The 21,073-nt window shown below is 57.5% G+C and carries 12 protein-coding genes and 1 tRNA gene; 8 read left to right on the top strand and 5 right to left on the bottom strand.

Going from position 1 to position 21,073, the window contains the following annotated elements; translation table 11 throughout:
* Nucleotides 1–18: 18 nt before the first annotated feature.
* Nucleotides 19–2,394: a 3-hydroxyacyl-CoA dehydrogenase/enoyl-CoA hydratase family protein gene (locus Q352_RS0113195; RefSeq protein ID WP_028499753.1), complete on the top strand. Its 2,376-nt coding sequence runs from the start codon at nucleotides 19–21 to the stop codon at nucleotides 2,392–2,394.
* Between the two features lie 70 nt (nucleotides 2,395–2,464).
* Nucleotides 2,465–3,667: an acetyl-CoA C-acyltransferase gene (locus Q352_RS0113190; RefSeq protein WP_028499752.1), complete on the top strand. Its 1,203-nt coding sequence runs from the start codon at nucleotides 2,465–2,467 to the stop codon at nucleotides 3,665–3,667.
* Nucleotides 3,668–3,727: 60 nt separating this feature from the next.
* Here the strand turns inward: Q352_RS0113190 and Q352_RS0113185 are convergent, their stop codons facing one another.
* Entirely contained in the window at nucleotides 3,728–4,642 is a 915-nt protein-coding gene (locus Q352_RS0113185; RefSeq protein WP_028499751.1) for a LysR substrate-binding domain-containing protein, read from the bottom strand.
* Between the two features lie 32 nt (nucleotides 4,643–4,674).
* Nucleotides 4,675–5,154 carry a ribonuclease E activity regulator RraA gene (gene rraA / locus Q352_RS0113180; RefSeq protein ID WP_028499750.1) on the bottom strand — a complete coding sequence of 160 codons (480 nt, stop codon included), beginning with the start codon at nucleotides 5,152–5,154 and terminating at the stop codon, nucleotides 4,675–4,677.
* A 104-nt stretch (nucleotides 5,155–5,258) separates the two neighbouring features.
* On the opposite strand from rraA, the gene Q352_RS0113175 reads away from it, so the two are divergent.
* A complete protein-coding gene (locus tag Q352_RS0113175) occupies nucleotides 5,259–5,909 on the top strand; it encodes a YdcF family protein (protein WP_244879580.1) in 651 nt (216 codons plus the stop codon).
* Between the two features lie 6 nt (nucleotides 5,910–5,915).
* On the opposite strand, the gene Q352_RS0113170 is transcribed toward Q352_RS0113175, so the two are convergent.
* Nucleotides 5,916–9,461: a DUF748 domain-containing protein gene (locus Q352_RS0113170; protein ID WP_028499748.1), complete on the bottom strand. Its 3,546-nt coding sequence runs from the start codon at nucleotides 9,459–9,461 to the stop codon at nucleotides 5,916–5,918.
* A gap of 125 nt (nucleotides 9,462–9,586) precedes the next feature.
* Between Q352_RS0113170 and Q352_RS0113165 the strand changes: the two genes are divergently transcribed.
* From Q352_RS0113165 to Q352_RS0113155, 3 genes are all read left to right on the top strand, one after another.
* Nucleotides 9,587–9,662: transfer RNA gene (locus Q352_RS0113165), tRNA-Thr, on the top strand.
* A gap of 496 nt (nucleotides 9,663–10,158) precedes the next feature.
* Nucleotides 10,159–15,114, top strand: coding sequence for an AAA domain-containing protein (locus Q352_RS0113160; RefSeq protein ID WP_028499747.1), 4,956 nt, complete (start codon nucleotides 10,159–10,161; stop codon nucleotides 15,112–15,114).
* A 10-nt stretch (nucleotides 15,115–15,124) separates the two neighbouring features.
* A complete protein-coding gene (locus Q352_RS0113155; protein ID WP_028499746.1) occupies nucleotides 15,125–16,555 on the top strand; it encodes a hypothetical protein in 1,431 nt (476 codons plus the stop codon).
* A gap of 234 nt (nucleotides 16,556–16,789) precedes the next feature.
* Here Q352_RS0113155 and Q352_RS0113150 read toward each other — a convergent pair whose 3' ends face one another.
* Complete coding sequence (locus Q352_RS0113150) at nucleotides 16,790–17,410, bottom strand: tyrosine-type recombinase/integrase (protein WP_028499745.1); 621 nt, start codon at nucleotides 17,408–17,410, stop codon at nucleotides 16,790–16,792.
* 508 nt (nucleotides 17,411–17,918) lie between these two features.
* Between Q352_RS0113150 and Q352_RS24445 the strand changes: the two genes are divergently transcribed.
* Both Q352_RS24445 and Q352_RS0113145 read left to right on the top strand, forming a co-directional pair.
* A complete protein-coding gene (locus tag Q352_RS24445) occupies nucleotides 17,919–18,614 on the top strand; it encodes a restriction endonuclease (RefSeq protein WP_084300163.1) in 696 nt (231 codons plus the stop codon).
* Between the two features lie 179 nt (nucleotides 18,615–18,793).
* Complete coding sequence (locus tag Q352_RS0113145; RefSeq protein WP_156952551.1) at nucleotides 18,794–19,948, top strand: hypothetical protein; 1,155 nt, start codon at nucleotides 18,794–18,796, stop codon at nucleotides 19,946–19,948.
* 513 nt (nucleotides 19,949–20,461) lie between these two features.
* Here the strand turns inward: Q352_RS0113145 and Q352_RS0113140 are convergent.
* On the bottom strand, nucleotides 20,462–21,073 hold a 612-nt coding region (locus tag Q352_RS0113140), incomplete at its 5' end, for a TylF/MycF/NovP-related O-methyltransferase (protein WP_028499743.1).

Genomic DNA, 21,073 nt, shown 5'->3' with positions numbered 1-21,073 from the left:
ACTGCAACCGAGGAAACCATGTCTCAATCCAAGTTCATCGTACGCAAGGTGGCCGTGCTCGGCGCCGGAGTGATGGGGGCGCAGATCGCCGCACATCTGGTCAACGCCAAGGTCCCGACCCTGCTTTTCGATCTGCCGGCGAAAGAAGGCGACAAGAGCGCCATCGCCCGCAAGGCCATCGACGGGCTGAAAAAGCTCAAGCCCGCGCCGCTGGCCGGCAAGGACCGCGCCGACTACATCACGCCGGCCAACTACGATGAACACCTGGCTCTGCTGAAGGATTGCGATCTGGTTATCGAGGCGATCGCCGAACGCATCGACTGGAAGTCCGACCTGTACCACAAGGTGGCGCCGCACCTTGGCGAACACACGATTTTCGCCACCAATACCTCCGGCCTGTCGATCAACAAGCTGGCCGATGCCTGCCCGGCTGACGTGCGCTCGCGCTTCTGCGGCGTGCACTTCTTCAATCCGCCGCGCTACATGCACCTGGTCGAGATCATTGCCGCATCGCAGTCCGATGCGCACATTCTCGACAACCTCGAACGTTTCCTGGTCACCACGCTCGGCAAGGGCGTCGTGCGCGCCAAGGACACGCCGAACTTTGTCGCCAACCGCGTCGGCGTGTTCTCGATGCTGGCGACCATTCACAACGCCGAAAAATACGGCATCCGTTTCGATGTCGTCGACGACCTGACCGGCCCGCGCCTCGGCCGCCCGAAGTCGGCGACCTTCCGTACCGCCGACGTGGTCGGCCTGGATACCTTCGCCCATGTGGTCAAGACCATGCAGGACACCCTGCCGGAAGACCCGTGGCACTCGCTGTTCAAGACCCCGGCCTGGCTGGCCGCGCTGATCGAAAAGGGCGCGCTGGGCCAGAAGACCCGCCAGGGCATCTACAAGAAGGACGGCAAGCAGATGTTCGTGCTCGACCCGGCAAAGGGCGAGTATGTCGAAGCCGGCCAGAAGGGCGACGACGCGGTCAAGGCCATCCTGAAGGAAGCCGACCCGGCCGTCCGTTTCAAGAAACTGCGCGAAAGCCAGAATCCGCAGGCGCAGTTCCTGTGGGCATGCTTCCGTGACGTGTTCCACTACATCGGCTATCACCTGGCCGATATCGCCGATAACGCCCGCGATCTGGATCTGGCCATCCGCTGGGGCTTCGGCTGGTCGGTCGGCCCGTTCGAGACCTGGCAATCCGCCGGCTGGCAGCAAGTGGCCAAATGGATCGACGAAGACCGTGCCGCCGGCAACGCCCTGAGCAGCGCCGGTCTGCCGGCCTGGGCACTCGACGGCAACCGTGCCGGCGTGCACTTCCCGGAAGGCTCATACAGCGCGACCAAGAACACCCTGGTACCGCGTTCGTCGCTGGACGTGTACGCGCGTCAGCTGGCGCCGGCCCGCGTGCTCGGCGAAAACGCGCCGAAGCTCGGCGAGACCGTATTCGAGAACGACGGCGTGCGCGCCTTCACCAGCGGCGACGGCGTGCTGGTGGTGTCGTTCCTGAGCAAGGCCCACGCTATTGGCCCGGCCGTGCTCGAAGGTCTGAACAAGGCCATCGATCTGGCGGAAGACCAGTACCAGGCACTGGTGATCTGGCACGAGGACGCCCCGTTCTCGGTCGGCGCCGACCTGCAGTCGATGATGCCGGCCTTCATGATGGGCGACTGGGACGCGATCGACGCGACCGTCAACCAGTTCCAGGCCACGTCGATGCGCCTGCGCTATAGCCAGATCCCGGTGGTCGCGGCAACCCAGGGCTACGCATTCGGCGGCGGCTGCGAGTTCGTCATGCACGCCGACAAGGTGGTGGCAGGGCTGGAAACCTATATCGGTCTGGTCGAAGTGGGCGTCGGCCTGCTGCCGGGCGGCGGCGGTTGCAAGGAATTTGCGCTGCGCGCCGCGCAGCAGGCAAAGGGCGACGTGCTGGCCGCGCTGAAGGATTACTTCATGGCCATCGCTACCGCCAGGGTCGGCACCAGCGCGCTGGAAGGCCAGGAAATCGGCTACCTCCGCAAGACCGATACCGTGGTGTTCAACGCCTATGAACTGCTGCATGTCGCCAAGTCCGAGGCACTGGCGCTGGCCGAAGCCGGCTACCGTCCGCCGCTGAAGGTCAAGGCCTTCCCGGTTGCCGGTCGCAGTGGCGCCGCCTCGATCAAGGGCCAGCTGGTGAACATGCTGGAAGGGCGCTTCATCAGCCAGCACGACTTCACCATCGCCGGCCTGATTGCCGACGTGATGACCGGCGGCGATGTCGATGCCGGCACCCTGGTCGACGAACAGTGGATCCTCGACCTGGAGCGCAAGGCTTTCCTGTCGCTGCTGAAGAACCCGCTGACCCAGGCCCGCATCGCCAACATGCTGACCACCGGCAAGCCGCTGCGCAACTGAGCCCGGCAAGCCGCTTTGCGGCCGGCAGGCGATGCGCCGCCGGCCCGAACAGAATTCGGAGAGTGTTGAAATGAGCAAACAGATTCAAGAAGCCTATATCGTCGCGACGACCCGCACGCCGGTCGGCAAGGCGCCGCGCGGCATGATGCGCAATGTGCGTCCGGATGACATGCTGGCCCACGTGCTGAAGAGCGCGCTGGCCCAGGTGCCGGAACTGGACCCGAACCTGATCAATGACGTCGTGGTCGGCTGCGCGTTCCCGGAAGCCGAACAGGGTCTGAACATGGCGCGCATCGGCGTGCTGCTGGCCGGCCTGCCGGAAACCGTCGGCGGCCTGACCATCAACCGCTACTGCTCGTCGGGCATCAACGCGGTGCAGATCGCCGCCGACCGCATCCGTACCGGTGAGGCCGACGTGGTCATCGCCGCCGGCAGCGAATCGATGTCGATGGTGCCGATGATGGGCAACAAGGTGTCGCTGAATCCGGAAATCTTCGCCCGTGACGAGAACTATGCGATTGCCTACGGCATGGGTCTGACGGCGGAAAAGGTGGCCCAGCAGTGGAAGGTGTCGCGTGAAGACCAGGATGCGTTTGCACTGGAATCGCATCGCCGCGCCATCGCCGCGATCCAGGGCGGCAAGTTCAAGGCGGAAATCAGCCCGCTGGACGTGACCTACCGCGTGCCGAACCTGAAGACCGGCGAAGTCGAATACGTGAAGAAGACGCTGGACACCGATGAAGGCCCGCGTCCGGACACCACGCTGGAAGGCCTCGGCAAGCTGAAGACCGTGTTCGATGCCAGGGGCTCGGTTACGGCCGGCAACAGCTCGCAGATGTCTGATGGCGCTGGCGCCGTGATTCTGGTCAGCGAAAAGGTGCTCAAGCAGTTCAACCTGACGCCGCTGGGCCGCTATGTGTCCTTCGCCGTCAAGGGCGTGCCGCCGTCGATCATGGGCATCGGCCCGAAGGTGGCCATTCCGGCCGCGCTGGAAAACGCCGGCCTGAAGCAGGACGACCTGAAGTGGATCGAGCTGAACGAAGCCTTTGCCGCGCAGGCGCTGGCAGTGATTCGCGATCTGGAACTGGATACCAGCAAGATCAACCCGAATGGCGGCGCCATCGCCCTCGGTCACCCGCTGGGTGCAACCGGCGCCATCCGCACCGCGACACTGGTGCACGGGATGCGTGAAAGCGGCCAGAAGGGCTATGGCATGGTCACGATGTGCATCGGCACCGGCATGGGTGCGGCAGGCATTATCGAAATCCTGTAAGCGCAGACTGAAAAAAACACCGGCAACTTTCGTTGCCGGTGTTTTTGTTTTTTTGGCGGTTTACAGGATATTGGTTTCGCGCGTCGGCAGGCCGGCATCCAGATGGGCGCGGCACAGCTCCAGGAAATGGGCGATGCCGGCGGTGCGGAACTTGTTGCGGTGCAGGGCGATATGGAAGTGGCGGTGCAGGTTCAGCTGCGGGGTCGACAGCGGGACCAGACTGCCGCGCCGGAAGGCCTCGCGCAGCGCCAGCCCGGACACGCAGCCGATGCCGAGACCGGACTCGACCGCCCGCTTGATCGCCTCGGTGTGTTCCAGCTCCAGACGCACATTCGGCCGCAGGCCGTGCTTGCTGAAGGCGCGGTCGAATGCCGCGCGGGTGCCGGAGCCCTGTTCACGCACGATCCAGGTCGATGACGCCAGCGTGTCCAGTGCCGGCGTGCCTTCCAACAGCGGGTGGTTGGGCGGGGCGAAGCAGACCAGATCGTCGGTGCCCCATGGCAGGGCATCGAGATCCGGGTGGTTGAAGTCGCCTTCGACCAGGCCGAGATCCAGCGCAAGATGGGCGACCTGCTCGACGATGTCGCGGGTATTGGCGACCTCCAGCCGCACGCGGGCCGACTCGTGCGCGCGCAGATAGTCGCTGACGATGATCGGTGCCAGATAGTTGCCGATGGTCAGGGTGGCGCCAATGGCCAGATTGCCGGCAATGTCGTTGTGACGCAGCAGCGCATCGAGTTCGTGGGCGCGGTCGAGCAGCTCGGTCGCGCGCGGCAGCAGGGCATGCCCAAGGTCATTGAGCCGCAGCCGCTTGCCGGCACGATCGAACAACTGCATGTCGTAGTGGCGCTCCAGCTCGGCCAGCGCACCACTTGCCGCCGATTGCGACAATGCCAGCTCGTCCGCCGCTCGCGACACATTTTCATAACGGGCGATCGCGGCGAAGACTTCCATCTGTTTGAGGGTAAAGCGCATTTTTCTGGGTCGGCAATCTGGCGTAAGGGGGTTCAGACCAGCGGCTCGGGACTGACGATCACGCCGTCCTCATCCGCGTACAGCCATTCGCCGGGGCGGAAGGCGACACCACCGAAGACGACCGGCAGTTCGCGCTCGCCGATGTCTTTCTTGACCGATTTCAGCGGATGGGTGTCGAGGGCGCGGATGCCGAGCGGCAGCTTGCCGAGTGCGACCGAATCGCGGATGCAGCCATAGACGATGATGCCGTTCCAGCCATTGCGGACGGCAAGGTCGCCCAGCTGATCGCCGACCAGCGCACAGCGCAGGGAACCGCCGCCATCGACCACCAGCACCCGACCACGTCCCGGCTCGCCGAGTATCTCGCGCACCTTCGAGTTGTCCTCGAACAGTTTCAGCGTGGCGATCGGGCCGGCAAAGCGCGGCAGGCCGCCATAGGCGCGAAACCCCGGTGACAGAATCTGTACCCGGTTGCCAAATTCGTCGCAAAGGTCGGTGGTGAGGAAGTCCATGTGTTCTCCTTGTCTGCGTAAAAAGCCGGAAGGGCGGGCGGTATCGGGACCGCGCCTGTGATTATGTGCTGCTGCCAGCGACTATACAGGAGCGGAAGTTGGGTATGATCGACACCGGTCAAACTCTGGTAAGGGCGGAAATGGCAGTCGGTTGTCTGGGTACGGTGCGGCGGTTTTTCTACGGATTGCTGACGGCAGTGCTGTTGCTGCTTGCTTACGGCGGATATACCGCCTGGCAGATTTATGATTATGGGCGACAAAGCAGTACCCGTCCGGCCGATGCCGCGCTGGTGCTGGGCGCCGCAGCCTGGGGCGAGCGACCCTCGCCGGTGTTCCGCGAGCGGATCAACCATGCGGTCAAGCTGTACCGGGACGGGCGGGTCAGGGCACTGATCTTTACCGGCGGCACGCCAGTGGACGGCTACCCGACCGAGGCGGCCGTGGGCCGGCGCTATGCGATCCAGCATGGCGTGCCGGCCGAAGCCATTCTGACCGAAAACGATTCCCGCACTACCTATGGCAACCTGGTCAACGCCGCTGCGCTGGCCGAACATGCCGGGCTGACCTCGTTCCTGATCGTCAGCGACCCGCTGCACATGCACCGGGCAATGATGATGGCCAGGGACCTTGGCCTGGAGGCCTATCCGTCCCCGACCCCGTCATCGCGCTACCAGGGGCTGGAGATGCAGGCCCGCTTCCTGTGGAAAGAGACCTACAACGCGCTGGTGTACCGGGCATTCCGCTCGCTGTCCTGAGCCTGCTCATTTCAGGCTGAAATCCACCCCGTTCTTGTCGCCCTGTTGGCCGGCCAGCAGGAACAGGCGCGACGGGTCGACCTTTGCCTGCTCTTCCAGGTAGCGTTTGACTTCCTGCGCACGACGGCTGGCCACCTGCTGTACATCGCGTTCGCTGACTTTGGTATTGGCGATGATCAGCTGTTCCATTTCCGCCGGCGGCAGCGACTTGGCAAAGCCGATCAGGTTGCGCGGCTTCTTGAAGCTGCCATCGTCGTAGACCGCCTTCAGCAGCTTGTTGCGCTGGGCCGTACCCGGCTCGGCATCGTCATCCGCTGCGTCGTCATTCCGCCAGCGGCGCTTGATCTCCTGTTCGAGATGGGCACGGCGGGCGCCGTCGACATCGGCGACGCCACGGATTTCCAGGTTCAGGTCCGGCTTGTCGGCCAGCATGCCGGCCAGCGTGTCGAGCTGCTTGCGGTTGTCCGCCGTCAGCCCGGTCCCGACCATGTCCAGATGCGACAACTGGGCGACATCGCCGCCAAAGGCATGAGCCAGCAGATCGAACGGTGCGGTGACCGCTTTCTCCAGCAGATTCACGATCACCCGGAAAATCACGCCGCCAATACTGAAATCAGGATCGTCCAGCGTGCCGCTGACCGGCAGGTTCACATCGATCTCGCCCTTGCGGTTTTTCAGCAGCTTGACCGCCAGCAATACCGGCAGCGAGGTCGCGTCCGGGCTGTCCACCTTGTCACCGAAGGTCAGCTGATCGAGGAACAGGCGGTTGTCGGCCTTGAGCTGGTTGTCGGCGATACGGTAGTGCAGGTCCAGCGACAGCTTGCCCTTCTCGATCGGGTAGCCGGCATATTTGCGCGAATACGGCGTCAGCGCCGGCAGATCCATGCTCTTGACGCTGGCGCTCAGGTCCAGCAGCAGCGGCTTGGCGAACGGATTGACCTTGCCGGACAGCGTCAGCGGCGCATCGCGGTTGACCCGGCCCTTGATGTCGATGGCGCCGGCGGCATTGTCGCGGGTGGCGATGCGGCCGATGCTGCCGCTCAGCTGGGTCAGATCGGCGCGCATGTTCGGCTGGATCAGGTTGTCGGTCCAGTTGATCCAGCCGCGGTTCAGCACGATGCGGTTGACGCTGATGTCCATCGGCGGACCGCTGGGGACCGGCGGGACCGGACGCTGGCCTTCGACCGTGGTGGTCGAGGTGCCGGACAGGGTGGTGCGGGTATCGGCTTTCTCCGGTGCCTTGACCAGGGCGATGCCGGCCGGTTGCGTCGGGCCGGCAAAGTCGCCCTGGATCTCGCGGAAGTTCAGCCGGCCGTCCTGGCTGAGCACGGCGCGAACGAAGAAGTCGTTCGCATTGATCGTGCCGACATGCAGGCGCTGCACTTTCGGCCCGTAGGCAAAATCGATGCCGTCCAGCGCCAGCGTGCGCCAGCGCGCCAGTTCCAGCCCGCGATTGATTTCATCCAGTGCCAGAACATTGTTCAGCGCCAGCGTGCCACGGTAGCCGGCCTCCATGCCGGCCGGCGCATTGGCAAAGCGCAACTGGCCGCGTGCATTCAGATCGACGCGCTTGACGTTGACCCGGATGTCACGGGTCGGCAGCACGGTCAGCGGCGACAGGTCGATCGAGCGCGCATCGACATTCAGCGTGCCGCTCTGGCGTGCCACGTCGACGCTGCCCTTCAGCGCCAGCTTGCCGCGCTGGTTGACGACGGCATCGGCCTCGATAGGCAACTGCGCCAGCCGGCCGCTGTCGACATTGCGGGTGCGCACATTCAGCCGGGTCAGGTTGACGACCACATTGCGGCGCTGCTGGGTGCTTTTCAGCAGCAGCGACCCGTCTTCGACCGACGCCTGACTGGTCAGCACCCGCCATGATTGCGAACCGCGTACCGCCGGCGCGGGTTTCTGCGCGATGAACCAGCGCTCGACATTGTCGCCACGGCGATCGCGCAGCAGATGAACAACCGGCGACTTGAGTACGGCCTGGCCGATTTCAACCCGCTTGCTGCTGCTGTCCAGCGCAATATCGCTGACCGCGAGCTGCTTGAACTCGATCGCCGGGTCACGCGCGCTTTCGCTCAGCTTCAGGTCGGCAAGGCCGACATTGCCATTGCGCAGCGAGTAACGTGGTGCGCCGTTTTCCAGCGCAAAGGTGAAGGCGCCGTCGGCATTGGCGTGCAGGCTGTCCAGCCGCAGCCGGGAATAGGGCTTCAGCACCGGGGCGACATAGTCGCGCAATGCACCGGCATCGAGGTTTTCCAGAGTGAAGGTCCCGTCGCTGCTCATCTGCTGCAGCGTCAGGCGGCCATCGATCGCCAGCTTCTCGTTACGGTCGGTGCTGACATGCAGCCGGACCGGTGCCGGCGTGGTCGAAGCACTGTTCAGCCGGGCCAGGTCGAATGACAGGTCATTGACCCGGGTGCGGTAGCCGCCGGCCGGCATGTCATCGCGATACAGCACCTCGCCGCGGCGGATGCGCGCATTGTCCAGCGACCAGCGCCACGGGGTGACCTTGCTGTCCGCTGCCGGTACAACCGGGGCCGGCCGGGACGGCACCAGCGCCCGCAGCCAGTTAAACTGGCCATCCCGGGCGCGGGTGACCGCCAGCTTCGGCGCCGTGACCGAGACCTCCTTGATGGCGATGTCGTGCGCGAACGGCTTCAGATGACTGATATGGATCGATGCCCGTTCCAGTTCTCCGAGTGCGACGCCCTGGCGGTCGCTGAGCGCCAGATCGCGCAGGCCGACCACGCCGCTCAGCGTCAGTTGCGGCGCGTTGTTTGCATCCTTGAAATCGACCTTGAGGTCGGTATCCAGCTTCAGCGAATTGACATGCACCGGCAACGCGACCGGCAGATACGGCAGCAGCGGCATCAGATCGACGCCGTCGAGCTTGACCGTCAGGCTGCTGTCGTGTGACGACTTGAACACCTTGCTGTCGCCAAGCAGCGAGACCGGCTTGCCGTTCAGACGGGCGGAGAAATCCGGCTTGGTGTCGACATCGAGGTCGGCAGGGAAATTGGACAGATACGGCAGCGACAGCGTCAGCCGGTCGACCGTCTGCGTCTTGGTCAGCGGCCGGTCTTCGAACACGATGCGACCGGAAGTGACGCGAAGATTGGCCAGTGCGAACAGGGTGGGGGAGTCGCTGGGTTTGCTGTACTTCTCTACCAGATCGCTGATGTTGTAGCGGTTGTCCGCGACCCGGATCAGATGAACGTCCGGCCCGGCCAGATCCAGCGCCTGAATGCGAACACCGCCTCCGAGCGAAGCAACGCCGAGATTGACCAGCAGATGATCGAACTTGGCGAACGGCGTACTGCCGTCCGCTTCACTGATGCGCACATTGTCGGCCTGAACCGTCAGCGTATACAGGTTCAGCGTCAGTTCACCGATATTGACCTTGCGCCCGAGCAGGGCTTCGCCGAGCTTTTCCTCGACCAGATCCTTGACGAACAGCGGACCGGACACATAAGTCACGGCCCCGAGGGCAGCCAGGACGGCAACGGTGATGGCGGCGGGCTTGACCGCGCGAGAGAGAGCAATCATGAGGGCAGGGCGTTTTCGGTCATTATTTGTTGTAGGCCGCGATTGGGCAGCATTGTGGACATTCTACCCGTCCGCCAGCGCCAGAGCTTGCCCGCAACGCACTCCGCAGGCATAATCCGCCCCGCGCCGACTTAGCTCAGTTGGTAGAGCAACTGCCTTGTAATCAGTAGGTCACCAGTTCGATTCCGGTAGTCGGCACCAGTAAAATCAAGGGGTTATAGCAATAAGTTGCTGTAACCCCTTTTGCTTTTCTGGTTCGTGTAAGCACTATGTAAGCAGGAACGATCAATGGTGTGGGCGTTGGCCCAAGGCTTGTGCAGCTGATACTAGATGAAGTGGGCCGGTCTGGAAGCCTTCTCTGTGTTGGCACAAATAGCTGGATAAGGCCTCCTTCTCACAAAGCTTTGCTTCCGTTTCTCGAGAGGGCAGTGGCTGATTGCGCACCGGCGATGTTGGCACCATGTGAACTGAGTTCTGCTGGGCACTGTGGTGCGACGGGGGGGGGGGGCATCTTGTGGCCGCTGTTCGGCCGAAGCGGACATGGGGAGGTGGTTTGCACAAGGTCTTCAATGTTGCCGATAGCGAACAGGGGCTTTCTTTGAAGCCCTGAAGATGCTCCTGAGGTAAACTTGCTTTTGTTTTATGCAAAATGTCATTTTTGGGCAGATGTAGAGCTAAGGCAGCAAAAGGAAGAGTTTTGGATATCGAAATTTGGGATGGCGGCCTTCAAGAACAAGAGATTGAGGCAATCAAAAAAATCCGGGCGGCGTTCTCTGATGATCAGCCTGATAGCAAGCCCCAGGCAAGAGGCGGTTCACTTCGAGATCAGCTTCAAAACAAGCTAGGGCGCAACAGCATGTTCCCTTGGAAGGGTTATGCCGGCTTTAGATTCATCGACTCGAAGGGTAAGGAGGGCGAATTCGACCTGGTGATCGTGACCCATTGCAATGTCATCGTTGTAGAGTTGAAAGATTGGAATCATGCGCCCATCACGGCAAGCGGTGACGTTTGGTTCAAGGGCGACAAGAACATGGGGCGGTCTCCTGTTAGCGTCACGAGAAGCAAGCAATACACCCTCTCAAACAAGCTAAAAAGGCTTAGTCAGAGGTTTAAAAACAAGGGATACACTCCTTTTGTTGAATATTTCGTGGTGATGACCGGGAATGCTGATTTCAGTCAGCTGCCAGAGGTTGAACTCAGTCATACGATTTCCCTGAAAGACTTTCTCATTTTTTCAGACAAAGGGGTGTTCGAGAGGCGCTTCCGTCCCCATCCCGCTGCCAAGGTGCTAAATCAGGACTTTCCGTTATTCGACGAATTGTTCCTGAGCGGCAATACGGCGCCGAAGGCGTTGAAGATTGGTGGTTACACAGCGGTCGAGGAGATTTTTGTACATCCGAACGCAGTCTACAAGGAGTATCTGGCAAGTTCGGAGATATCGAAGGGTACTGAGGCGCTGCTGCGGGTCTGGAATTTCAAGAAGCTCGATGGGAACAAGGCCATTACTTCACAGGGCAGGGCTGAAATCGTCTCTCGCGAGAGGGAGGTGTTGCAGTTCATCAACCATCAGAATCGTGACCTGTACAACCACTGCCTCCGCTCGCTAACGAGTTTCGAAAAGGATGAGGTTACCTCGCAGTACAGCGAACTCTACGAGCTTCCACCTGGACATGTGAGGTTCAACGAGTTCGTGGGCAAGTACGGCCAATCGTTTAACCATAACGACCGACTGAACCTCACGAAGCTGCTTATTGCGAAGTTCGCAGACCTACATGGGATCAAGATCGCTCACCGTGATATTGCAGACCATTGTCTTTGGTTGTCGCCTTCTAAAGAAATTGCGCTCTCAAACTTTATCTCCGCTTACCACCAACCAATAGGCACGGTTGGCGACTATCGAGGCCACCTTTCGGTGGGAGCTATTGAGGTCAAGGAGATGTTGGACGACCCGTCAACGACTCCGTTCCAGAAAGACGTCCATGCGCTTGGACTTGTCTCATGGCATCTCCTGACTGCGCAAAGAATGTCTCCGAAGAGTCTGGAGAATATTCAGAACGAAATACTTTCAAGCAGTGAATGGTACGCAGGGGTTCTTCTTGACGCAGTGATAGGGCAATTCAAGGATGCGTCAGCATTCTTCGATGCCTTGAAGCGAGCAGAGCCGCAGGGAGAGCCCATACCGACATTCGACGATTCAGAACTGGACGCTTATCGGCGCCAAATCTCCCACACGAGGCAGTTTCCTGATCCAGGCGAATTTCTGGTTTCGACCGATGACAAAGAAGTCTATGTCTCAGAAGGAAGGCTAGTTAAAGCTTGGTTCAATGTAGGTAGCAAAGGGGATGATTCAGTACGTAATTTCCGCGTTCTCACCTTCTTGAGGCGGCTGGAAAAGTTAGCAGCGGTGAATCCCACATACCTGCCACGAATTCTTGATTACGGACTCGCGGCAAGGTCGGGCAGCATGTATTTGGTGACCGACGTTGTTGATGGAACAACGTGGGCGGACGCTGCACTTGATGATGCGGACAAACTAGGGGTAGTCGAGAAGCTGACAGATGCCGTCGAGCATCTTCATGGTCTCGGCATTTCGCATGGCGACCTTCACCCTGACAATGTGATGCTGGCGAGGGAAAGCGGGAATGTGTATCTGATAGATATTCCTGACTTTTCCCACAACACCGCAGAATCCAAAAATCATCGGTATAGCCCCGAGAATATCGACGGAAGCTCATCCGAACAGCGTGACATCTTTGCGGTACTCCGTATGTCTTGCGAGTTGCTTGGATTGGAGTGGAGCGAGGAGTCAAAATCCTATCCAAGAATTTCGGAAGTAGTTCAGTCGGAACTGAATGACCTGGAATTTGGCTTCAAGGATTTGGGGCGGTTTAAAAAGGCACTGACGACCGCAGACGAAGCGCAGCAACAGCAATTCGTCGAAATAACACTCACCAATGTTAATGAGCCGGTGACGATATTGCCGGACAACGGGCATCTTTATGTCAAAGTGGAGGCGCCGAAGACAGGCAAGACTGATTATTCGGTGACTTTTTCTGGCATTGGGGGCTCGTTTGTCGCTTTCTACGACAAGGAGCAGCGATGTTTTGTCGGAGCGTTACCCCCCCGAATCAGATCTGATGTTCATTCCAGGGTAACGGAAGAAAGCCAATTCGAGATCAGTACGGCAATACGCATCAAACTTGGACGACCGACTCAATTATCAAGCTTGTCGGAGCATCTTCGCAATGATGATGCATTCCATCGTTCTATCGAAATACTCCAGATCGTTCCGCCCAAAATCGATGAATCAGAACTGAGCCAACAACTGAAAGATATTTTCCAGAGGGCGGAAGCCTCCATCGGGGAGGCACATTCGGAAATTACAGTCGATATTTCGACGCAGGCTCTTTGGCGGGCTATCCTCGCCACGGAGATTGAGTCAAGCCCGAATATCGAACTGAATGGTGCTTCATTCAAGCCTTCCGACTCAGAATCCGAACTGGTGCTTCCTTATGAAGCGGATGTCGACCCCTTGGGAACTTTCGCAAGCACGGACGAAGTCGAGGCTCTCCTCATTGATCAGGATGGTGCAGAAAAATTCATAGGGGAAGTCTTCCTCAAGAAGTCAGCGTTGAACGAAGTCCGCCTGAACAAGGTACGCAGTTCAGCGTATGGGCTTAAAGATGGCGACACCGTCTTCTTCAGGACCAAACAAGACAGGGCTTCATACCGCAAGCGGAAAGCTGCTCTTGAAAGGCTGCTTGATCGGGAAGGGGTCTTGCCTGAACTCCTCGATTTGTTCGACCCAGCCTGCAATAAGGATGCGACCCCGTACGACATTTCCGTTACTGACGAGGACTTCGCCAGATACGACCGCGAAGACCAGCACGGGAACAAGATTAGCCTCAACGAGCAGCAGCGGGAGGCTTTCACCAAGCTGCTGAACTACGGTCCTCTGTCGCTTTTGCAGGGACCACCTGGAACAGGAAAGACGGAATTCATCGCCGCATTTGTCCACTTTCTCGTTGAAAAACTGAGTGTGCGAAGAATCCTGCTAGTCAGCCAGTCTCACGAAGCGGTCAACACGGCTGCAGAGCGGATACGAAAGCACTGCCGGAGGTTGGGGACTTCGCTTGAAGTCGTCAGGTTCAGCAACCGTGAAGGGGCGGTTTCGCATGGCCTGAAGGACGTTTACTCCCATGCCATCACTGCAGAAAAGCGCGAGTTGTTCAATGCTGAATACCGCTACCGCGTTGCAGCACTATCGGATGCTCTAGGTCTCGACGCCGAATTCATCTCCAAGGTCGTCGAGGCTGAGTTGAAGTTGTTCAAGCAAATTGACCATCTCGAATTTCTCCTCAAGAGCTTCGAAAACGTTGACGATGAGGGTGATATCAAAGCCCTGAAATCGATCGCGGTTGAACTGGATGAAGGCATCCGAACCAAACTTCACACGGACTACGGAATTACGCTCTCAAAGGAAAGCACCGTTTCAGAAGCGAAATCCATCCTACTCTCAAATATCTGTTCCGAGTATGGCGTCCGTCCAAATGAAGCCAAAAGGGTTCGGGCATTGGCTCGTATATCCCGTGACATCCAGGATGCGCTGTCGGCTGAGAGGGTCAATATCGACGAGTTTTACGCTCGCTCAAGACAACTGGTAACCGGTACCTGCGTCGGTATCGGGCAAGGACACATCGGTGTTCACGACACCATCTACGATTTCGTAATCATCGATGAGGCGGCTCGTTCAATCGCGAGCGAACTGGCGATTGCAATGCAGTCTGCAAAACGCGTTCTTCTGGTTGGCGACCATTTGCAACTACCCCCCTTGTACTCCGATGCTCACAAGTCTGCCCTGGCTCGCCGACTCGGCATCAATGACAAACACACTGAGCTTGATGAAGTGCTGCGAAGCGATTTTGCGCGTGCTTTCAATTCGAAATATGGAAAGCAGGCGAGCGCTACGCTGCTAACTCAGTATCGGATGGCTCCTCCCATCGGTAATCTCGTTTCCCATACCTTCTACGACGGCAAACTGAACAATGGAGATCGGGCAATTCCCGACATCTATGCGGGTGCTCCGAGTCCGCTTCGCTCTGCCGTGACATGGCTAGATACATCATCGCTTGGCGAACATGCCAATCACCAGAGTGACCGTGGCGTCAGTATTTACAACCGTTGCGAGGCGGAACAGGTCATCGATCTGCTCAAGCAGATTTCAGAGAGTGGTCAATTCCTGGCTGACCTTTCCAACCTCAAGGACAAGGATGACGCGCTGATCGGTGTTATCTGCATGTATGCCGAACAAAAACGGTTGATTCGGCAGAAGTTCAACCAGGGGATTTGGAGCGATGGATTCAAGGCATTGGTAAAAATCGACACTGTCGATAGCTACCAGGGCAAGGAAAACCAAATTATCATCTTGAGCCTGACGCGTTCCGACAAACAAAAGAGTCCTGGCTTCCTGCGTACTCCCAATCGAATTAACGTAGCGATGTCCCGAGCCATGGATCGACTGTTGATCATTGGCAATGCGGAGATGTGGAAGGTCCACAACAAGGATAAGCCTCTCGGACAGGTTGTTTCCTACATGAGCGATATGGGCGAGGACGCCGGCTACAAGTTCATGTCCGCAAAGAAGAGCCGCTAAGGTGACGACATTGGAAAACACTACGATTTATCACGAAATTGACTTCCTGTTGCCAGCGCAACGCTTCAACATCAGTTTCTCGTACATCACCCAAAAAGGGATGCCGTTCGTTCGGGAATTCGTTCTTCGGTTGATCCACCTTGCACCAATGTCTATGTCGCAGGTCGCGACCTTCTTCGGCTTTTCACGCAAGGAAGTTCAAGAGGCAATTGATGACCTAGTCGAACGCGGCGAACTGACATTGTCCGAAAACGGTCGTCTGACCCTTACGGAGAAATCTAGCGGTTACTTCACGGAACTTGGCGAGGTTCCGCGTTTGTCACTGCTTCGCGACAGTACAGCTTGCTTGTCTTTTGACCTCGCAACTTTCTCATGCCTTGGGAAGGACAACTTTTCGGAAAAGTGGAAATCTGGTCTTTCAATCAAGGTCGACGACGAGAACGCATCTTGTAGCCAGACGCATGTGGAAAAGCATTTCCAGCGTCAGTTCCATGAAATCTTGCAAAAGGGTTTTCTTGCCAGATCGCTGACCCAAGACGAAAAAGACTCGCCGAATGTTTACACCGTGAATTTGGTGAACAAGATTAAGCGGACGCTCATCAGACTGCCTGTTCAGTTCAAGATTGACGAGGATGGAAGAAACGTCGAGCGAGAGGATTTCGAGAAGCTGAAAAGTTCAGACTACGTGCATGAGCAAATCTCTCTAGAACTGGACCGCTTGGCGAGACCCAGCAATTTTGGTGAGATTGCGAAAACCATGATCGAGATTGGGGATGGCGAGACGTTGAAACTCTTCGACTCGAAGGGCAGTTCGGTTAGCCTGCAATTCTTTGAAGACTTGGCGAAGCTGGAATCCAACAGTCAGAAGAAGAGATCCACCTTTATTGGACCAATCTACTCGTCCGCAAATTGGGAATTGGTCCAAAAATACCTGGCTCCGATCATCAAGGCGAGACGCGAAAGCAGAGCGGACGTGGGGCAGACTCCCTTCCTTTGGGTTGCGCCTAGCGATCCGTATTGGGGAAAGAGCAGCAGTCTCCAAGTAAGAGTCAGTGAGCTTCTCGAAAAGGCAAGTACGAAGGATAAAAGGCTCTATTCGCCGACCATCTTTTTGCCCGTCTCCGGCCCTGAAGATCAGAGGACAGCACGCCAATGGAAAAGGGAGTTCGAACCTAATACTGATAAGGCTCGCGGGCTGATTGAGGGCTTCCTTGGTGGAAGTGTGGAGGTACTGCACTTTGAAGATGAGTTCGTGGTTATCGTCTATCATGTCTCGCTGCGTGACTCCTATCCCGTCAGCTTCCCCCTAGGATTCATCAGTGCTGAAAAAGATGTCGTCTCGTCCATCGGGCGGCTTGTTAAGGCATATGTTGAGGGGACGTCCGGGTTTGATCAGCCTAATGATTGCGGGGTGATTTCCAAGATCGGACGCGGTGAATAATCGGAAGCGTTAGCTGGTTTCGCACTGTCAGCGGATGACTTCACAAAGAGCTGGCTCGTCCGGTCATGTTGCAAAGCTGCCGCTGACCTCAGCCCTCTTGAATGGCAGCTCTGGCCGAACTCAAGCCACATGTGCGGCCTATCTGTTACGACTGCTCTTGGCCGAAAGTACGCATTCGACATGATGCCAGAAAGCGGCCACACGGGGCATCCTCGTGTGGCCGTACATGACGATCTAGATCTCCGTCTGCTCTGAGATCTCCAGTGCGTCATCCACCTCGATGCCAAGGTATCGAACAGTGCTTTCAAGCTTCGAGTGCCCCAGAAGGAGCTGGACAGCCCGCAGGTTCTTTGTACGCTTGTAGATCAAGGTCGCTTTCGTCCGCCGCATCGAGTGCGTACCGTAGGCGGACGGGTCCAGTCCGGCCGACACGATCCAGTGTTCGACGATCCTCGCGTACTGTCTCGTGGAGACGTGCGGGGAGTTGCGCAACCTGCTCGGAAAGATGAAGTCTTCCGACTTCAATCCCTCTTTCGCGATCCAGGCTGCCACGGTCGTGCGTGTAGGCTCAGTCAGTTTGAACTGCACAGGTCGCTGCGTTTTCCGCTGCACGACCATCACGCGTGAGAGCAACTGGCTTCCGTGCGTCACGTCGCGCACCCGCAGGCCGACGAGGTCGCACCCCCGAAGCTTGCTATCGATCGCCAGGTTAAACATGGCGAGGCCTCGTACTGCGTGCTCATTCTGGAGATGGATGCGAATCGCCCAGATGTCTTTGGGTTTGAGCGGGGCCTTCTGCCCAACCAACTTCCCTTTGTTCCAGGCTTCCCGATGCGGATGTTCGCGGGTTTCCATGATTGGCTCCTTGCTGTTGATCGGAGTCAGATTCTTGAACTCACAGCGAAGGACCGCTACCGGAAGAGATGCTGAAGGGGTACTATCGGCCAGGAGAGAACCGTCAGGCTTGCCGCTTCAAACCAGTCATTCGATGCTCTGGAGCTGAAATCTGCAAGGTGAGGTTTTTCAGGACTCTGTTAATGATGTAGAAAAATTCAGCACAGTCGTGAAAAGCCAGTTTGCAAGCCAATCCTCGCCTTGTTTCTGCGGGATGTTAGGGCGTACGCAGGAATGTTATCTGGAAAATCTGCGCCCTATACCAAATTAGCTGTTTATCTGAATCAGGATTCCCATGACAACTCTCTCTAGAATCGCAGAGAGTAGATGTGACAAATGTGGAAAATCATTTTCCATCGACGCCGCCGACCTAGATATCGATCAGGTTGGCGCGGATGAGCGACAGATGGGGGCAGAAATATTTTATGTAGGCGAAATTGAGCTGCAATGACCAAAGTGTCGAAATACAATAGAGGTCAGTTGCGAAGCCTCAGAGTATCCAGTTGGCGTTCCCAACCACAGTGAAACACACGCCCATGGCGCTCAAACAATCCGGGGCTTTGCAGATATTGACGTCCACTTCCAGGGCGAGATTTATTCGTTTGAGGAAGAGTCCAGACTCTATCTTCCTGGCGAAAAGAGGATCATCACTAATTTATGCTCCAGAGTTTCCGATTTAATCCTTGCCGCCAAAGAAAATCCGAAAATTCTTTACGACATTGACCCAAGAAAATTCGAAGAGCTCATTGCGCATATCTTTTCCTTACATGGGTTTAGCGTTCAATTGACTAAACAAACAAGGGACGGTGGCAGAGACATTATTGCAATCAGGTCAGACCTTGGAATTCAATCAAAATACATAATTGAGTGCAAACGCTACGCACTTAATAATCCTGTAAGTGTTGAGCTGGTTCGTGCACTTTATGGTGTTCAAATGCAAGAGGGCGCAAACCAGGCTGTATTGGCCACGACGTCTCGCTTTACCCCAGATGCACGTAGCTTCGCGACCGCGAAGAACACAACGGAGTGGTCTATGGATCTAAAGGACTTCGAAGATATACGCCAGTGGGTTAGAGCAGCCGCCGCAGCTAACAATTCATTCAACGGGGCGCGCGGAAGCGCACCCGTTAGTTCCAACGTTGGTGACTGCTTTGCTCGCCGCTGACTAACCGCCTTGAGTCGACTGCCGCCATCGACGACAGGCTGTTTTCGGCCAGTAGCTGACGATCACCAAGGTCAACTTCGCGGCGGCTTCGATCGACGTGACTAGCACAGTGCCTCATTCAGGTAGCACCAACACAGCCGTAATACAAAACAACAATAGTCAAGGAGTCGCAAATGTTGATGAGGGACATTCTGAATTTTGTCCGGTCGCTAGGGAAAACGTCGATCGAAGTCTACGAGTGGAAAGAGGCTGACATTCGGAGACAACGCTTGCCCAATTCACCGGATTTCGGCAAGCTAACGAAACAGCAGCCTGATTTGGCGTTCAATGGCTGGGGGTTGGCTCATGCGATTGTCAAAGCTGATTATCTCAACAGACGCAATCTGACGATGCCTGGCCTGGGTTTCTTGCTTCAAGCTGACAATCTGATTGACTTCCGCACGTCGCCGATTCAACTCAAGGTCGGTGCATCAAAAGCACTAAACGATTTCTCCTTGACGAGCCTTGCAGGCCGAGTTGGCCAAGGTCTGGCCATCTTGTATGGGCATCATCTCGGTCTGAATTTCAATGCACATTTGAGTTCCCATGTCCAATCGCTTTCAGCCGGAAGTCCTGGTGCCATGCATAAGGGTGAAAAAATGGCCGACTTTCTATTTTCAAATTGCAGCAAGACGGTTTTGATTGAGTCGAAAGGCAGTTTCACTCTGGAGAAGAACTGTCCAACTAAAATCAAATCTGTTCTCAAAGACGCGCTGACTAAGCAAGTTGACCCGTGGATGGGCTATCTACAACCGACACCCCACAATGGGTATGTGGTCTATTCCTGTCTTCGCGAAGGCTCATGGGCCCCATCCGCACTATCTATTGTCGATCCCAATGGCGACGACGGTAAGGCTGCCGATGTGCCGTTTCGCAGTGAACAAGTGATACGTGAGAACTATGGCGCGTGGTTACGCGCAATGGGGCTATCCCAAGCTGCGGAGCGATTGACGCGACAGTACGGAACAGCGGTTGAAGAAGAGTTTGATGCACAACCTGTCAAAACAGAATTTCTGGTGTACGAACATGGGGGCCGAGAATTCGCTGTCGTTGCTGAACCGTACAACTGGTATCCATTTCATTTCTATGATCGCCCTGCTGTGGGAATCGACTTGGCGGTGCTGAAGGCGATTGCATCCGCCATAAAAACATCCGGGCTGGCTCTTGCCGAGCAGCTCGCCGACCTACCGGCACAGTTAAGCGCACCGCAAGAGTCGTGCAGCATCTTTCCAGATGGGTCGGTCTTCGGCCTCCCAAACGCAAGGCGATGGCGCTACCATACGGTTCGGCTTTGAATTTCGAACGTCTGCTTTCTGACTACTGGCCTTGGCAGAGCCAACGACCACAATGGGTCGGTTCCTGCCGGTTATCGGCCGGGAAAGCTGCCGTTCAGGCTTGAAGTAGGCTGGACGGCAGCTGACTGCTTCATAGCTGCCACTCCTTCAACTGAACGTTAACGTCAGCATTGGCCGAACTTGAGACTGTTGGCGGACGTGCCTCTAACTTCTGCTTTGGGTCGAAAGTGAGCATTCCCCAAGTCAGGAAGCTGCCCTTCGGCTACGGCGCAAGGGAAATGGCTGGAATGTGGCCCTGAACGGACGCTCAAGCCAGATAAGGTGGAAGACCGCTTCGGCCGAGTAGCAGCCTTTACGTGCCGGCCATGCCAGACAACCGTGGTCTGTAACCTCTGGATGATGCCGTAAGAAAAAATGCCAATAAAAGGCAGCCCCCTACTGCACAGCACCGAGGCTGTGCAGTAGGGGGCTATGCCGTGCTTCCGCTATTGTTGTCCTCGCCTGCTGCTTTCCTCAAAGCACCATATACGACACCCACGGCTCGAACGGAAACCGTCGGATCTCATGCGTGCCGATCCCCACGATCTCCTGCAGGGCCCGCGTCTCGCCCGGAAACGACTCGCAGTTGATCTCGTCAAAGGCGACGATGGCGCCTTTCGGCATCCGGGGCAGGAACAGCTCCAGTGCCTTCTTTGTCGGTTCGTACAGGTCGAAGTCGAGGTAGAGCAGGGAGATGATGGTGTGCGGATTGGCTTCTAGGTATTGCGCGGCGGTCTGGGTGAAGTCGCCTTTGACCAGTTCGACATTCGGGATGTGTGCCAGGTGGCGCTCGCTGTTGTACTTCTCGACTGAGCGTTCGAGCTCTTCCAGTGGGCTGCCGCAGATGTCGCCGGGCCGGCTGTGCAGGCTGCCCTGGTTGTCCACGGCGTTGACACTCGGGAAGCCTTCGAAGGTATCGAAGCCGACGATCTTGCGCGTGTAGTTGACCGGTTCGTGGATATTCGACAACTGTGCCCAGGTGAAGAGTCCGGCGCCGTTGTAGACGCCGCATTCGACGATGACGCCGGTGATCGGCAGGATCTGCTGGAACAGTTGCTCCTTGGCCATAAAGCGCGCCAGTGCGCG

Origin of the sequence: Microvirgula aerodenitrificans DSM 15089 (genome assembly GCF_000620105.1) — a bacterium.
Classification (GTDB): Bacteria; Pseudomonadota; Gammaproteobacteria; order Burkholderiales; family Aquaspirillaceae; genus Microvirgula; species Microvirgula aerodenitrificans.
The sequence above is the reverse complement of the archived record's forward strand: the minus strand, read 5'-3'. Positions and strand labels throughout refer to the sequence as shown.